Here is a 15285-nt window from a genome sequence, read left to right on the forward strand (position 1 = left end):
GGAGCCATCCATGCAGATCCAAGGACAGACCGCCCTCGTCACCGGCGCCGCATCGGGCCTGGGCGAGGCCACCGCACGCGAACTGGCCCGCCTGGGCGCCAAGGTCGCAGTGCTCGACGTGAACACCGCCCTCGCCACCCAGGTGGCCGAGGGCATCAACGCACAGCATGGCGCCGGCACGGCCGTGGCCTGCACCTGCGACATCACGCAGACCGAGAGCGTGGTCGCCGCCTTGGCCCAGGCCGAGGCGGCCCTGGGCCCGGCCCGCATCCTCATGAACGTGGCCGGCATCGGCAGCGCCAAGCGCGTGGTGCAGCGCGACGGCAGCGCAGCGCCGCTCGAAGACTTTGCGCGCGTGGTGGGCATCAACCTCATCGGCAGCTACAACATCAGCCGGCTGTTCGCAGCCGCCTGTGCCAAGCTGGCGCCGCTCGACAACGGCGAGCGCGGCGTGATGATGTTCACCGCCTCGGTGGCGGCCTTCGACGGCCAGGTAGGCCAGCAGGCCTACAGCGCCTCCAAGGGCGGCCTGGTGGGCATGACGCTGCCCATGGCGCGCGACCTGGCGCAGCACGGCATCCGCGTGTGCACCGTGGCCCCGGGCCTGTTCGCCACGCCACTCATGAAGGAGCTGCCCGAGGCCGTGCAGCAGTCACTGGCCGCAAGCATCCCCTTCCCCCCGCGCCTGGGCAAGCCCGAGGAGTTTGCCGAGCTGGCGGCCCACATCGTGACCAACGGACACCTCAACGGGGAGGTGATCCGGCTCGACGGTGCCCTGCGCATGGCACCCCGATAGCCCCAGTTCCCCCGCCCCGTCAACCCACCATACCTATACCGGAGACAACCATGACGACGACACGACGCCACTTTGTTCACACCCTTGGCAGCGCCGCTGCCCTCGCAGCGCTCTATCCCCTGTCTTCCTTCGCGCAGGCGCTGGACCAGGTCAAGATCATGTACGGCTTTCCGGCCGGCAGCGCGGGCGACAGCGTGGCCCGCCGCGTGGCCGAAAAGCTCGGCGGCACGGCCTACAGCAAGAACCCGGGTTTCGTCGAGAACAAGCCCGGCGCCGGTGGCCGCATTGCGGTGGAAACGCTGAAGAACTCCCCCGCCGATGGCTCGGTGCTCACCCTGGCACCGGTATCGGCCCTGTCGGTGTACCCGCACATCTATCCCAAGCTCAGCTACAAGCCCGATGACGTGGTGCCCGTCTCCATCGGCGCGATCATGCACCACGGCCTGGCCGTGGGCCCGGCCGTGCCGGCCGAGGTGAAGACGCTCAAGGACTTCCTGGCCTGGGCCAAGGCGAACCCGGACAAGGCCAGCTACGGCTCGCCCGGCGCGGGCTCCATGCCCCACCTGCTGGGCGCGCTGCTGGGCATCCGTGCGGCAGTGGAGCTCAAGCACGTGCCCTACCGTGGCACCGTGCCCAGCATCACCGACCTGGTGGGCGGCCAGATCGCTGCCGCCATGAACCCCAGCGGCGACTACCTGCAGTACATGAAGACCGGCCGCGTGCGCGTGCTGGCCACCTCGGGCAAGAAGCGCTCGCCCTACCTGCCCGATGTGCCCACCTTCATCGAACTGGGCTACCCCGACGTGACGTCCGAGGAATGGTTCGGCTTCTATGCTCCGGCCAAGACACCCCCCGCCACGCTGGCCAATGCCAATGCTGCCATCACCGGCGTGCTCAAGGACAAGACCGTGATCGACGCTCTGGGCACCGTTGGCCTGGTGGCCCACGGCAGCACACAGCAGGAGATGCTGGCCGACCAGAAGGCCGAGTTCGAGCGCTGGGGCCCGCTGGTCAAACAGATCGGGTTCACTTCAGAGTCTTGACTCTGGATTGGCTCACCCCCTGAGGCGCTGGCGCGCCTTCCCCCTGAGGGGGACGCCTCCGGTGGCCCGGCACAGCCGGTTCCACGGTGGTGCTGGCCTTTGGCCGCGCCAGTTGCGAAGGCCATGGGTTAACGATGGACAAGGACGCACGATCAGCATGCAAGCACACCAGACCCTGGCCGATATCCAGCACCTGCTGACCGAAGTGCTCCAGGCGCCTTCGCAGTGGCAGGCGCTGGCGCCGTTTGCCGACACCGATGGCGGGCTGGCGGCGCAGGTGCTGGAAGAGGCCGCCAAGTTCGTCGACAGCGCCATTGCCCCGCTGCAGCGCACGGGCGACGAAGAGGGCTGCCACTTCGAGGCCGGCAGCGTCACCACGCCCTCCGGCTTTCGCGCGGCCTACCAGGCCTTCTGGCAGGCGGGCTGGCCTTCGCTGGCCTGCGCCCCCGAAGACGGTGGCCAGGGCCTGCCCGCGGTGCTCGAAGGCGTGCTGTTCGAATGGCTGGCCGGTGCCAACCATGGCTGGACCATGGCACCCGGCCTGCTGCACGGCGCGTATGAATGCCTGCGCCACCATGGCAGCGATGCCTTGAAGGCGCAGTACCTGCCGAAGATCGCCCGTGGCGAGTGGTTGGCCACGATGTGCCTGACCGAGGCCCATGCGGGCAGCGACCTGGGCCTGGCGCGCACGCGCGGCGTGCCGCAGGCCGACGGCAGCGTGCGCGTCAGCGGCAGCAAGATCTTCATTTCGGGCGGTGAGCACGACCTGACCGACAACATCGTGCACCTGGTGCTGGCGCGCCTGCCCGATGCACCGGCCGGCCCCAAGGGGCTGTCGCTGTTCCTTGTGCCCAAGCGGCTGCCGGGCGGCGAGCGCAATGCCGTGGTGTGCGAGCGCATCGAGGAGAAAATGGGCCTGCACGGCAGCCCCACCTGCGTGATGCGTTTCGACGACGCCAACGGCTGGCTGTTGGGCGAGCCCCACAAGGGCCTGGCCGCGATGTTCGTGATGATGAACGCCGCGCGCCTGCATGTGGGCCTGCAGGGGCTGGGGCTGTTGGAAGCCGCCTGGCAGAAGGCCAGCGCCTACGCACTGGAGCGCCGGCAGATGCGCGCGCCCAGGCCCATGGGCACCACCGCATCGCCGGGCCCCGATCCGATTGCTGAACACCCCGCCATGCGCCGCATCCTGCAGACGCAGCGCGCCTGGATCGACGGCGGGCGCGTGCTGGCTTACCACACGGCCCTGCAGCTCGACGTGGCGCGCCACCACCCCGACGCGACCGAGCGCGCCGTGGCCCAGCGCTGGTGCGCGCTGGTCACGCCCGTGCTCAAGGCCGCGCTGACCGACCAGGCCTTCCACGGCGCCAGCGCCTGCCTGCAGGTGCTCGGCGGCCATGGCTATGTGCGCGAATGGGGCATGGAGCAGATCGTGCGCGACGCGCGCGTGGCCATGATCTACGAGGGCACCAACGAAATCCAGGCCATCGACCTGCTGGTGCGCAAGGTGCTGGCCGACGGCGGCCAGGGCCTGTGTGCGCTGCTGGCCTCGCTGCGCGCCGACGTGCCCTTCGACGAGGCCGGCAACACCCGGCGCAATGCCCTGGCCGACACCACGCGCGCCCTGGCCGCCGCAGCCACCACCGACCCCGAGCTGCCCTACTGGGTGGCCGACGACTATCTGCGGGCCGTGGCCCTGGTGCTGCTGGAATGGGCCTGGGCCCGCATCCGTGCCGCCAGCCAGGGCCCGCGCTGGACCGACCCCGCTCAGGCATTCACGACCTGGGTGCTGCCCGAATTCGACCTGCGCCTGGCCATCATCCGCCAGCGCCTGTCCACCGCCGCTGCCGACGTTCATCCCCGAACAGCCCCTGCCATGGCCACTGCTGCCTGACAGGCCACCCGTGGCGCAGCCGAGGCATCGGCAGCACACCACGGGCCCACCCGATCCCTTTCCCCGTCCACAGCGTTTCGAGGCCGCGCTGGGGGCTTACCTGCGCCTCAGAAAACAACAGGAGACAACACCATGAACACCATGAGAGGAAGAACCACCATGCGCATTCCCCACCCCCTGGCACTGGCCGCCTTGCCGGCAGCGCTGCTGATCGGCTGCGGAGGGGGATCCGATCCGGGCCTGCCGCAACTGTCGGCCGCCACGCCGGGCACCCTGCAGTCCTGCGCCGAACTGGCCGGGCGCCTGAACTTTCCCAACACCACCATCACGGCGGCCAGCCCCATTGCGGTCGGCACGTTGATGGTGGCTGGCACTCCCGTGCGGGCGCACTGCCAGGTCACGGGCAAGATGTTCCAGCGCGTGGGCCCCGTGGACGGCAAGAACTATGCGATCGGCTTCGAGATGCGCCTGCCCAATGCCTGGAACGGCCGCTTCTTCTACCAGGCCAACGGCGGCATCGACGGCAGCGTGGTGCCCGCCACGGGCGGTGTCAACGGTGGCGCCGGACTGAACAACGCCTTGAACATGGGATTTGCCGTGATCAGCTCGGACGCCGGCCACGAGGCGGCCATGGGACCGAACTTCGGCATCGACCCGCAGGCGCGCCTGGACTACGGCTACCAGGCCGTGGCCAAGCTCACGCCCATGGCCAAGAGCGCCATCCAGACCGCCTATGGCAAGGCACCCGACCGCTCCTACATTGGCGGCTGCTCCAACGGCGGGCGCCACACCATGGTGGCGGCCTCGCGCTATGCGGACCAGTACGACGGCTTTCTCGTGGGCAACCCCGGCTTCAACCTGCCCAAGGCGGCCACGGCGCAGCTGTGGAAGGCCCAACAGTACGCCAGGATCTCCACGCCCGGCACGAACCAGCAGCCCGACCTGGCCACTGGCCATCACACCGGCCGAGTTCAAGCTCGTCGGCAACGCGCGTGCTGGCCAAGCTGCGATGCGCTCGACGGCGTGACCGATGGACCAGCAGGTGAACGACGGGGCGGCCTGCCAGGCCACGTTCGACCTGCAGGCCGACGTGCCCAGTTGCACGGGCGCCGGTACGCGCGACGGCACCTGCCTGGCACCCGAACGCAAAGCGGTGCTCGCCCGGGTCTTCGCCGGGCCCCGCAATGGCAAGGGCGAAGCGTTGTACACCGGCACCTGGTTCGACCCGGGCGTTGCGGGCAGCAACTTCGCGTTCTGGCATTTCAATGCGCCGCCCAACCGCGACGCGGGTGCCGTGGCCTTCCTGTTCACCTCGCCGCCCTCCACGCAGGCGGCCTTCAAGGACACCACGGGTCTGCAGTACGCGCTGAACTTCAGCATGGAGACGGACTACCCGAAGATGTTCGCCACCACGCCGCCCTACACCGAATCGGCCTGGTCGTACATGACACCGCCCAACCCATCCGACCTGGGCCCGCTCAGGAACCGAGGCGCCAAGATGATGGTCTACCACGGCGTGGCCGACGGCGTGTTCTCGCCCGTGGACACCGCGAACTGGATGGACCGGCTGCAGGCCCGCCACCAGGGCGACGCCGCGGGCTTTGCGCGCCTGTACCTGGTGCCCGGCATGAACCATTGCTCGGGCGGCCCCGCCACCGACCAGTTCGACATGCTGGCGCCACTAGTGCAGTGGGTGGAACAGGGCCAGGCGCCCGACACCGTGCTGGCCCAGGCCCGTGGGGCCGGTGCCAACGTGGTCAATGCCGAGCTGCCCGCCAGCTGGTCGGCCAAACGCACCCGCCCCCTGTGCGCTTACCCCAAGGTGGCGCGCTACAACGGCACGGGCGATGTGGAGAGCGCGAGCAGCTTCAGCTGCAAGTGACGCGGATGGGCACTCCATCAGACAACCAGGCGGGGAGCCGAAGACGTGAGACGTTGGAAGGCCAATCCGCAGGAGAGGAGGTAGCCCCTGGAGTCGCTTCACGCCTGCGGGGTCGGGGTGTTCATCTCATGCCTGCATGAAGCGGTGGATGGTGCGGCCCTGCGCGTCCACCGCCACGGTCACCGGGAAGTCCACCACCTCGAACTCATGGATGGCCTCCATGCCCAGGTCGGCAAAGGCCAGCACCCGCGCCTTGCGGATGGAGCGCGACAGCAGGTAGGCAGCGCCCCCGGTCGCCGCGAGGTAGGCCCCGCCATGGCGGCGGATGGAGGCGATGGCCTCGGGCCCGCGCTCGGCCTTGCCGACCATGGCCAGCAGCCCGGTCTGCGCCAGCAGCGGCTCCACGAAGCGGTCCATGCGCGTGGCGGTGGTCGGGCCGGCCGGGCCCACGGCCTCGCTCGCCACGGCGTCCACCGGGCCCACGTAGTAGATGGTGCGCCCGCGCAGGTCCACCGGCAGCGGCTCGCCGCGCTGCAGCAGGTCCACGAGGCGCTTGTGCGCCGCGTCGCGCGCGGTGAGCAAGGTGCCTGTGAGCAGCAGGGTCTGGCCCACCTTCCAACGGCCGACCTCGGCACGGTCCAGCGTGTCGAGGTCCACGCGCACCGCGTCGTCCACCGTGAAGTGGTCGGGAATGCCCTCCCAAGCATCGAGCGACAGGTCCGGCAACGGCGCCGGCCCCGAGCCGTCGAGCGTGAGGCGCAGGTAGCGCGTGGCGGCGCAGTTGGGGATCAGCGCCACAGGAATCGTGGCCGCATGGCAGGGGGCGCTGCGCACCTTCACGTCGAGCACGGCCGACAAGCCCCCGAGCCCCTGGGCGCCGATGCCCAGCGCATTGCTGCGCGCATGCAAGTCCAATCGCAGCGCCTCCTCGGCCGTTGCTGCGCCGCGCGCCTGCAGTTCGTCGATGTCGATCGCATCGAACAGCGACAGCTTGGCCAGCAGCACGGCCTGCTCGGGGCTGCCGCCGATGCCGATGCCCAGCACGCCGGGCGGGCACCAGCCAGCGCCCATGCCCGGCAGTTGGGCCAGCACCCAGTCGGCCACGCTGTCGCTGGGGTTCAGCGTGGCGAAGCGCGCCTTCACGTCACCGCCGCCGCCCTTGGCCACCACCAGCAGCTCCAGCGCATCGCCTTCCACCAGTTCGCAGTGCACGATGGCGGGGGTGTTGTCGCGCGTGTTGGTGCGCGCGCCCAGTGGGTCGGCCACCATGGTGGCGCGCAGCGGGTTGGCGGGGTCGCCATAGGCCGTGCGCACTGCTTCGTCCACCACGGCCTGCAGGCTGCGCAGCGGCCCGCCGTCGTGGCGCACGAAGGCCACGCCGGCGCCGATGCGCAGGAACACCTGGGCCACGCCCGTGTCCTGGCACAGGGGGCGGCGGCCCAGGGCCGCCATGCGGCTGTTGACCAGCAGTTGGCCCATGGCGGCGCGCGCCGGGGCATGGGTTTCGGCCGCATGGGCGCGCCGCAGCGCACGCACGAAGTCGGGCGGATGCCGGTGGCTGATGAACTGCAGCGCCTGGGCGATGCTGGTGGCCAGGTCTTCCTGCGCGATGCGGGTCATGGGCCGGGCCGCTCAGTCGATCTGGATCTTGGCGTCGGTAGCCACCTTGCGCCACTTGTCCACCTCGGCCGCCGTGTGCTTCGCGAAGGCTTCGGGCGCGTACTGCGCCTCGGGCAGCAGGTGGATGCCCTGCGCCACCATGCGCGCCGTCCATGGCTTGTCGGCCAGGGCCTTGAGGTAGGCCTGGTGCAGCTTTTGCACCACCTCCTTGGGCACCCCCTTGGGCGCATACAGGCCATACCAGGTGGCGGCCTCGAAGCCGGGCAGGGTCTTGTCGGCCAGCGGCGCGACATTGGGGTACTGCTGCGGCATGGGCGTGAGCGAAGTCAGCGCGATGGCGTTGAGCCGCCCACCCGTGACCTGGGGCAGTGCCGTGTTGCTCTGGTCGAACATGGCCTCCACCTGCCCGCCCACCAGGTCGTTCATGGCCGGGGCCGCGCCCTTGTACGAGATGGACGTGACCTCGATGCCCGCACGCGATTCGAACAGTGCGGCGATCAGGTGCGAGGTGGAACCCACGCCCGCATTGCCGAAGTTGATCTTGCGCGGATTGGCCTTGGCCGCCGCAATCAGCTCGCCCGCCGTCTTGTAGGGCGAGCTCTTGGGCACCAGCAGCACCAGCGGGGTGTCGGGAAAGCGGAACACCGCGTCGAAGTCCTTCACCGGGTCATAGGCCAGCTTCTTGTACAGCGAAGGCGCCGCGCCCATGTAGCCCATGTGGCCGACCAGGAAGGTGTAGCCGTCAGGCGCGGCCTTGGCCACCTTGGCCGCGCCGATGGTGCCGCCCGCGCCCGCCGCGTTCTCGATCACGATGGACTGGCCGATCTGGCGCCCCACCTTGTCGGCGATGTCGCGCGCCATGGCATCGGTGGGCCCGCCCGCCGCGAACGGCACGAGCCAGGTGAGCGGCTTGGCGGGCCAGGCCTGCTGGGCGTGGGCGAAGGTGGCGGCGCACAGCAATGCGGCGGCGGCACCGAGGACTTTGGCGGTGTTCATGGACTTGTCTCCTGCAATGGTTGTGGGAAGGAACGGAAAACGCAAGCGGATGCGGTGCTTCAGTGGCCGAGCGCGGCCGATGCGGCCAGGGCGCGGTCCACCATGGCGGGCGCCAGGCCCAGGTAGTTGGTGGGGTCGGTGAGGCGGTCGATGGTGGCGCGGTCGACGTGGCGCATGACCTCGGGCAGCGCGGCCAGAGCCTCGGCCAGCGTGCCGCCGTGTTCGTTGACGGTGCGGCAGGCGCCGTAGATCACGTCGTGCGCCTGCTGGCGACCCATGGCCGGGGCCAGGCCCATCATCACGGCCTCGGCCACGATCAGGCCCCGGCTCATGCCGAGGTTGCTGCGCATGCGCGCTTCGTCCACGATCAGGCCGCCGAGCGCGAACTTCGCCTGGTGCAGCGCGCCCGCGGTGAGGATGAAGCTCTCGGGCAGCGCCAGCCATTCGGCGTGCCAGGGGCCGGTGGCGCGCTCGAAGTCCTGCACCATGGCATCGACCATCAACCCGGCGTGCTGGCGCACGGCCTTGGAGGCCGCCAGCATCAGCTCGCTGGAGATCGGATTGCGCTTTTGCGGCATGGTGCTGCTCGCGCCCCGGCCCTTCACGAAGGGCTCGTAGACCTCGCCGAACTCGGTGGAGGCCATGATCATGATGTCCAGCGCGATCTTGCCCAGCGAGCCGGCGACCAGCGACAGCAAGTTGACAGCCTCGGCGAAGCCGTCGCGCGCCACGTGCCAGGTGGTCACGGGCACGGCCAGGCCCAGCTCGTCGGCCAGCGCGGCTTGCACTTCGAAGCCCTTGTCGCCCAGGGATGCCAGCGTGCCGGCGGCCCCGGCGAACTGCACCACCAGCACGCGCTTGCGCAGCTCGGCCAAGCGCTCCTGGTGCCGGTCGAACATGGCCAGCCAAATCGCCACCTTGTAGCCGAAGGTCACGGGCAGCGCCTGCTGCAGGTGGGTGCGGCCGGCCATGGGCGTGTCGCGGTGCTTTGCGGCCAGCGCTGCCAGGATGGAACGCAGTTCGCGGAGGTCGGCCTCGACCAGCGCCAGGCCGTCGCGCAGCTGCAGCACGTTGGCCGTGTCCATGATGTCCTGCGTCGTGGCGCCCCAGTGCACATAGCGCCCGGCCTCGCCGCACATGCCCACGAGCTGGTGCACCAGCGGCAGGATGGGGTAGCCGACGATGTCGGTCTCGTGGCGCATGTGGTCGAAGTCCACGCGGTCCAGGCGCGATTCGCGCGCGATGGCCTCGGCCGCCTCGGCCGGGATCACGCCGCAGCGCGCCTCGGCCCGCGCCAGCGCCACCTCCACCTCGATGTAACGGGCGATCAGGGTGTGGTCGGAGAACACCTCGCGCATACGCGGCGTGCCGAAGGCGTCGCGGAACAGCACCGAGTCGAGCACCGTGCTGGCAGGGGTAAACAGGGAAGAGGACATGGCAGGCCAGATATGTTGATAAAATACGAACATATTTAAATGTTCGAACAAATGAACTGTAAATATGTTCGAACAAAACTCAATCTGGGGTTTTCCCTGAGCAGGAGCCTGCCCGCATGACCGCCGCCAAGAACCTGGACCTCGCCCGTGACCTGTCCGAAGGCATCGCCTCCGGACGCTTCGCCGTGGGCACGTTATTGCCCACCGAGTTCGAGCTGTGCGAGCAGTACGGTCTGAGCCGCTATGCCGTGCGCAAGGCGCTGGACGAATTGCAGGAACTGGGACTGATCTCGCGGCGCAAGAACGTGGGCACGCGAGTGGAGGCCATGCGGCCGCGCGCCGGCTTCACGCAGTCCATCGCCACGGTGGAGGAACTGGCGCGCTTCGGCGCCGAGCATGTGCGCACCGTGCAATCCGTCAACGAGGTAGTCGCGGACCTGGCGCTCGCCAAGGACCTGGGCTGCCCCGGCGGCACGCGCTGGCTGCACATCGCCTGCCTGCGCATGGAAGGCGGCAGCAAGGCACGCCCGATCTGCTGGCTGGACCTGTACATCGACCCGGCGTACGCGGACATCGGCCCCGTCGTGCGGGATTCGCCCGAGACGCTGGCCAGCTCCATCATCGAAGAGCGCTATGGCCGGCGCATCGCCCGCATCCGCCAGGACATCGAGGCCCTGCTGGTGCCGCGCGAGCACGCCGAAGCCCTGCGCGCCGAGGCCGGCACGCCCGCCCTGAAGATCACGCGCCACTACATCGACCCGGCCGACCAGGTGTTCGAGATCTCGGTCTCGCTGCACCCGGCGGACCGTTTCAAGTTCTCGATGGAAATGACCCGCACAAGGGAATGACGGCACTGCTGCAAACCTGCTGACAAAGCGGTGTCAGCAGACGGTCGGCACCATGCGGGCTCCATCCAACGCAAGGAGCCCTTCCATGAAAAACGCCATCACCTGGTTCGAGATCCCTACCACCCAGCTGGACCGCGCCCAGGCCTTCTACGAAGCCGTGCTGGGCCAGACCATGCGCCGCGAGGCCATGGGCCCGAGCGAAGGCGCGGTATTCGCCTACGACCCCGAGGCCGATGGCACGGGCGGCGCGCTGCTCATGGGGCCGACGGCACCACTGCCCGCGCCTGGCGCGGGCACCCTGGTCTACCTGGACGCCTCGCCCTCGCTCGACGCGGCACTGGACCGCGTGCTGGCCCACGGCGGCCAGGTGGCCCTGGCGCGCCAGGCGCTGCCACCGGGCCTGGGCTTCTTCGCGCACATCCAGGATCTGGATGGCAACCGTGTCGGCCTCCACGCACTGGCATGACGCAGATGGGCCTTTGATACAAAGGGGTTTTTCACTTCACGGATGCGCTGGCCCCGCCCGCACCCGGGCCAGCGCCGCCGGCACATCGCTCCAGGCTGGCCGGCCCGGCGCATAGCGCTGGCGCATATAGCCCGCGAGTTCGGCGATCTGCGCATCGCTGAGCGCGTCGCCAAAGCCCGGCATGAAGCCCAGCTCGCGCGAAGCCGGCTCGCGGATGCCATGGACGATGACCTGCAGCAGGTTGTCGGGCCGGTCGCTGTGCAGGTTGCTGTTGAGCGCCAGCGGCACGTTCGCACCCAGGAGCTTGGGGCCATTGCCGTCGTGGTGGCAGGCAGCGCAGGCGCCGTCGAACAGGCGCTGGGCCTGGCCGGGCTGGGGCGCCAGTGCGGCCGCCCGGGCCACGGCGGCCTGCGCCTTCGTCAATGCCTCGGCAGCCGGCTCCGGGGTCGCGCTGAACGAGGCCAGGTACGTGGCCATGGCGCGGATGTCCTCGTCGGGCAGCTTGGCCAGCTCCTGCACCACGGGCGCCATGGGGCCGGATGCGCTGCCGTGCTCCGGACTGTGGCCCTTGCGCAGGTAGCTGTACAGCGCGTCGGCGCTCCAGGGCACGGGCGCCTTGGACAGGCCCGTGAGTGCGGGCGCTTCCCAGCCATCGACCAGCGCCCCCGAGAGGAAGGCCGCGCCGCCCATCTCCGCCCCCAGCGCATTGCGCGGCGTATGGCAGGCGCCGCAGTGGCCGGCGCCCTGCACCAGGTAGGCACCGCGGTTCCATTCGGGCGGGCGCGTGGGGTCGGGCTTCCAGGGCGTGGCGTCGTGGAACAGCGCGTTCCAACCGGCCATGAGCGGGCGCACGCTGAACGGGAAGGCCAGCTGCGTGGCCGGCACCTCGGAGCGCACCGGCGGCTGGGCCATGAGCCAGGCGTACAGCGCGGTCAGGTCGTCGTCGTCCATCTTCGCGAAGGACGTGTAGGGGAAGGCCGGGTACAGGTGCTTGCCGTCGCGCGAGATGCCTTCGCGCATGGCGCGCTGGAAGGCGCTGAAGGACCACAGGCCCAGGCCGGTCTCTGCATCGGGCGTGAGGTTGGTGGTGTAGACCGTGCCGAAGGGCGTATCCATGGCCCGCCCACCGGCATTCGGCACGCCACCGGGGGCCGTGTGGCAGACCACGCAGTCGCCGGCAGCCGCCACCAGGCGCCCACGTTCTATGGTGGCGGCGTTGTAGACCGAAGCGCCTGCCGTCTGCGCGACCGGTGCGATGGCCGGGCGCCAGCCCAGCAGCGCGGCCCCCATGGCCAGACCGCCCGCGGCCAGGGCCAGTGCACGTGCCCAAGGGCTGCGCCGGGCTGGCCAGGTGGCGTTGGCAGGTACCACCGGGGCTGGCAGCTCCAGCGTGGGCAGCACATCGGCCGGTTCCGCCGGCGACCCTGCAGGGGCGGCACAGGCACCGCCCTGCCCTGCTGCCGCGCCCAGCGGGTTGAGCCCGGCGCGCACCACCTCGGGGGTGAAGGGCGGCGCGCGGAAGCGCACGCCCGTGGCGTCGAAGATGGCGTTGGCGATGGCCGCCGTGCCAGGCACCGACGAGGACTCGCCCGAGCCCAGCGGCGCCTCGTCCTGCCGGGGCATGTGCATCACCTCGATGACCGGCACCTCGCGAAAGCTCAGGATCGGGTAGCTGCCCCATTCGCGCGTGTCCACCGCCTGCGTGACTGGGTCGAAACGCACCTGCTCCTTGAGCGCGCGGCTCGTGGTCTGCACCACGTTGCCATGCACCTGGTGTTGCACCCCGGCGGGGTTGACCATCATGCCCGCATCGTGCCCCACGACCACGCGGCGCACATGCACCTCGCCGGTCTTCTTGTTCACGTCCACATCGGCCACCCAGGCCGCCCAGGCGGCGCCAAAGCCGGGCCACTTGCTGTGGATGTAGCGGGCGTAGGCAAAGCCCTGGCCCTGCACCCAGTCGCCGTCAGCGCCCTGCAGCTCGCCGGGGCCGGGCACACGCGGGCCGGTGTGGGGCAACCAGCCGGCCTTCTCGGCCGTGGCCCGCACCAGCTCTGCCGCGCGCGGGTCGCTCAAGAGCTGCAGGCGGAACTCGACCGGGTCCACCCCGGCTGCGGTGGCCAGTTCGTCCACATAGGACTCGTGCGCGAACGAGTTGGGCAGGGCCGAGACCCCGCGCAACCACGAGGCGCGCACGATGGGCGCCATGTCGTTCACGGCCACGCGCAGGTTGTCGTAATCGTAGGGCGGGCGGGCCGTGCGGTCGCCCATCTCGTAGGCCTGGGCCAGCGGCTCGATGGTGCGCGTGAGCAGCAAGGCCAGCGTGGGCGCACCGTTGGACGGGTAGGAAGTCTCGAAGTCGTAGGCGGCCACCGAGCCATCGGCATTGAGCCCGCCGCGCACCTGCATGAGCTGGGCCGTGCCCTTGGGCTCCCACAGGTGCTCCTGCTCGCGTGTGAGCTGCACGCGCACGGGCGCACCCACGGCGCGCGAGAGCAGCGCGGCATCGGCCGCCACGTCGTCGGCGCCATTGCGGCCGTAGCAGCCGGCCGCCTCCATGCGCACCAGGTCGATGTCCACGTCGGCCAGGCCCATCAGGCGCGCCAGGTCGGCGCGCAGCACATGGGGGTTCTGCGTGCCGGCCCACACCGCCATGCGCGGGCGGCCAGAGGCTTCGTCCTGGCGCCACTCGGCCACCGCGCACGAGGGCCCGATGGAGCCGTGCAGCTGGTAGGGCCAGACATAGGTGCGCGGCAGGGTCTGCGCGGCACCGGCCAACGCCGCATCCACATCGCCCTCGTCCACCAGGCGGCGCTGCGTGGAGGGGTTGGCGCGGATGGCCTGGGCCAGGGCGTCGGGGCTGTCCTGGCGCGGGAAGCCGGGCCAGGGCTTCCAGTGCACGCGCAGTGCGCGCATCGCCTCCTCGGCCTGTTCCTCGCGCTCGGCGACGATGCCCACGAAATCGCGCACCACCACCACCGCGCGGATGCCCGGGATGTGGGCGATGGACGACTGGTCCACCGATTCGAGCGTATTGCCGATGAAGTCGCCATGGTCGGCGCCCGCATAGGGCGGGCGCACCACGCGGCCGTGCAGCATGCCGGGCACGCGCATGTCGTGCACGAACACCAGTTCGCCGCTGACCTTGGCCGGTATGTCCACGCGCGGCACCGACTGGCCGACCACGGTGTAGTCGGCTGCGGGCTTGGTGGGCGTGGCCTCGGCCAGCTCCAGCGCGGTGTGCGCACCGGCCAGCAGCTCGCCATAGGCCACTTGGCGGGCCGGGTCGGCCACTAGCTGCACCACGCCGGCCTGCACCTGCAGCGCATCGGCCGCCACGCCCAGGCGCTCGGCGGCCCGGGCCAGCAGCCAGTGGCGCGCCTGCGCCGCAGCGGTGCGCAGGGGCTTGGCATGGATCTGGATCGAGGCGCTGGCAATGGTCGCGCCCTGGTTGGGCGCGCGCGTGGTATCGCCCAGCACCATGTTCACCCGGGCCAGCGGCACGTCGAGTTCCTCGGCCACGATCTGCGCCAGCGCCGTGCGGATGCCGGTGCCCAGGTCGACGTGGCCGTTGAGCGCGGTCACGCTGCCGTCGTCCCACACGGCCAGCAGGATCTCCACGCCCTCGGCCGGGTTGCCGGCCACCAGCGCGGGCTGGCCCTTCATGGGTGGGGGGGCGGGCGGCGGGTTGCGCACGAGCAGCAGCACCCCGTGTGCGGCATGGAAGTCGGCGCGCGTGAGCGGGCTGTGCGCGCGCAAGGGCTGCACGGGGTTCATGCCGCCACCCCGCGCACCAGCACCGCCGCGCGCTGCACGGCGCGGATGATCTCCACATGCGTGCCGCAGCGGCACAGGTTGCCCGCAAGCTCGCGGCGGATGGCGGCCTCGTCGGGATCGGGATTGCGTTCGAGCAGCGCCACGGCCATCATCACCATGCCATTGAGGCAATAGCCGCACTGGGCCGCCTGCTCGTCCACGAAGGCCTGCTGCACCGGGTGCAGCCTTCCTTCACAACCTGCACCATGGCAGCGCGCCGGCAGTCCCTCCAGCGTCGTCACCTCCCGGCCTGCCACGCCGCGCGCAGGGATCACGCAGGCACGCGCGGCCACCCCGTCCACCAGCACCGTGCAAGCGCCGCACTGGCCCAGGCCGCAGCCGTACTTGGGGCCATTGAGCGAGAGGTCGTTGCGCAGCACATGCAGCAGCGTGGCGCCCGCGCCCGGGGTGCCTGCAGGCAGTTCACATGGCTGGCCGTTGACGGAAAGGGAGAAAACGGTGGCTGGGGTCTGCATGGATCCTGAATG

General features: G+C 70.3%; 10 protein-coding genes and 1 pseudogene. 6 read left to right on the plus strand and 5 right to left on the minus strand.

The genetic code is table 11. The features are described from left to right. The first annotated feature begins 10 nt into the window (after nucleotides 1-10). The 4 genes and pseudogenes from U5N23_RS18840 (at nucleotide 11) to U5N23_RS18855 (ending at nucleotide 5615) form a co-directional block, all read left to right on the plus strand. Nucleotides 11-796, plus strand: coding sequence for an SDR family NAD(P)-dependent oxidoreductase (locus U5N23_RS18840; protein ID WP_322594267.1), 786 nt, complete (start codon nucleotides 11-13; stop codon nucleotides 794-796). A 50-nt stretch (nucleotides 797-846) separates the two neighbouring features. Continuing rightward, nucleotides 847-1839, plus strand: a complete 993-nt coding sequence (locus tag U5N23_RS18845) for a Bug family tripartite tricarboxylate transporter substrate binding protein (protein WP_322594268.1) — start codon at nucleotides 847-849, stop codon at nucleotides 1837-1839. Nucleotides 1840-1996: 157 nt separating this feature from the next. Beyond that, nucleotides 1997-3733 (plus strand): acyl-CoA dehydrogenase family protein, encoded by a 1737-nt coding sequence (locus tag U5N23_RS18850; protein WP_322594269.1) that lies wholly within the window; start codon nucleotides 1997-1999, stop codon nucleotides 3731-3733. A 132-nt stretch (nucleotides 3734-3865) separates the two neighbouring features. After that, nucleotides 3866-5615 (plus strand): annotated as a pseudogene (locus U5N23_RS18855) (tannase/feruloyl esterase family alpha/beta hydrolase). Between the two features lie 126 nt (nucleotides 5616-5741). Here U5N23_RS18855 and U5N23_RS18860 read toward each other — a convergent pair. Genes U5N23_RS18860 through pcaB form a run of 3 tightly spaced genes read right to left on the minus strand, consistent with a single transcriptional unit; the run spans nucleotide 5742 to nucleotide 9667 of the window. Next, entirely contained in the window at nucleotides 5742-7235 is a 1494-nt protein-coding gene (locus U5N23_RS18860; protein WP_322594270.1) for a fumarate hydratase, read from the minus strand. Nucleotides 7236-7247: 12 nt separating this feature from the next. Further along, nucleotides 7248-8231, minus strand: coding sequence for a Bug family tripartite tricarboxylate transporter substrate binding protein (locus U5N23_RS18865; RefSeq protein ID WP_322594271.1), 984 nt, complete (start codon nucleotides 8229-8231; stop codon nucleotides 7248-7250). Between the two features lie 59 nt (nucleotides 8232-8290). Beyond that, the gene (gene pcaB, locus U5N23_RS18870; protein ID WP_322594272.1) at nucleotides 8291-9667 is read right to left on the minus strand and encodes a 3-carboxy-cis,cis-muconate cycloisomerase; all 1377 of its coding nucleotides are present in this window, start codon (nucleotides 9665-9667) and stop codon (nucleotides 8291-8293) included. Between the two features lie 116 nt (nucleotides 9668-9783). Here pcaB and U5N23_RS18875 point away from each other — a divergent pair, with 116 nt between their 5' ends. Together U5N23_RS18875 and U5N23_RS18880 are read left to right on the plus strand one after the other, a co-directional pair. Beyond that, nucleotides 9784-10515, plus strand: a complete 732-nt coding sequence (locus U5N23_RS18875) for a GntR family transcriptional regulator (protein ID WP_322594273.1) — start codon at nucleotides 9784-9786, stop codon at nucleotides 10513-10515. Nucleotides 10516-10600: 85 nt separating this feature from the next. Beyond that, on the plus strand, nucleotides 10601-10981 hold the full coding sequence (locus tag U5N23_RS18880) for a VOC family protein (protein ID WP_322594274.1): 381 nt from the start codon (nucleotides 10601-10603) through the stop codon (nucleotides 10979-10981). 36 nt (nucleotides 10982-11017) lie between these two features. Here the strand turns inward: U5N23_RS18880 and U5N23_RS18885 are convergent, their stop codons facing one another. Together U5N23_RS18885 and U5N23_RS18890 are read right to left on the minus strand one after the other, a co-directional pair. Further along, a complete protein-coding gene (locus U5N23_RS18885; RefSeq protein WP_322594275.1) occupies nucleotides 11018-14758 on the minus strand; it encodes a molybdopterin cofactor-binding domain-containing protein in 3741 nt (1246 codons plus the stop codon). Further along, complete coding sequence (locus tag U5N23_RS18890) at nucleotides 14755-15273, minus strand: (2Fe-2S)-binding protein (RefSeq protein ID WP_322594276.1); 519 nt, start codon at nucleotides 15271-15273, stop codon at nucleotides 14755-14757. Before U5N23_RS18890 ends, U5N23_RS18885 begins: the two co-directional genes overlap by 4 nt. Between the last annotated feature and the right edge of the window lie 12 nt (nucleotides 15274-15285).

This window comes from Acidovorax sp. (genome assembly GCF_034519795.1).
GTDB lineage: Bacteria > Pseudomonadota > Gammaproteobacteria > Burkholderiales > Burkholderiaceae_C > Acidovorax.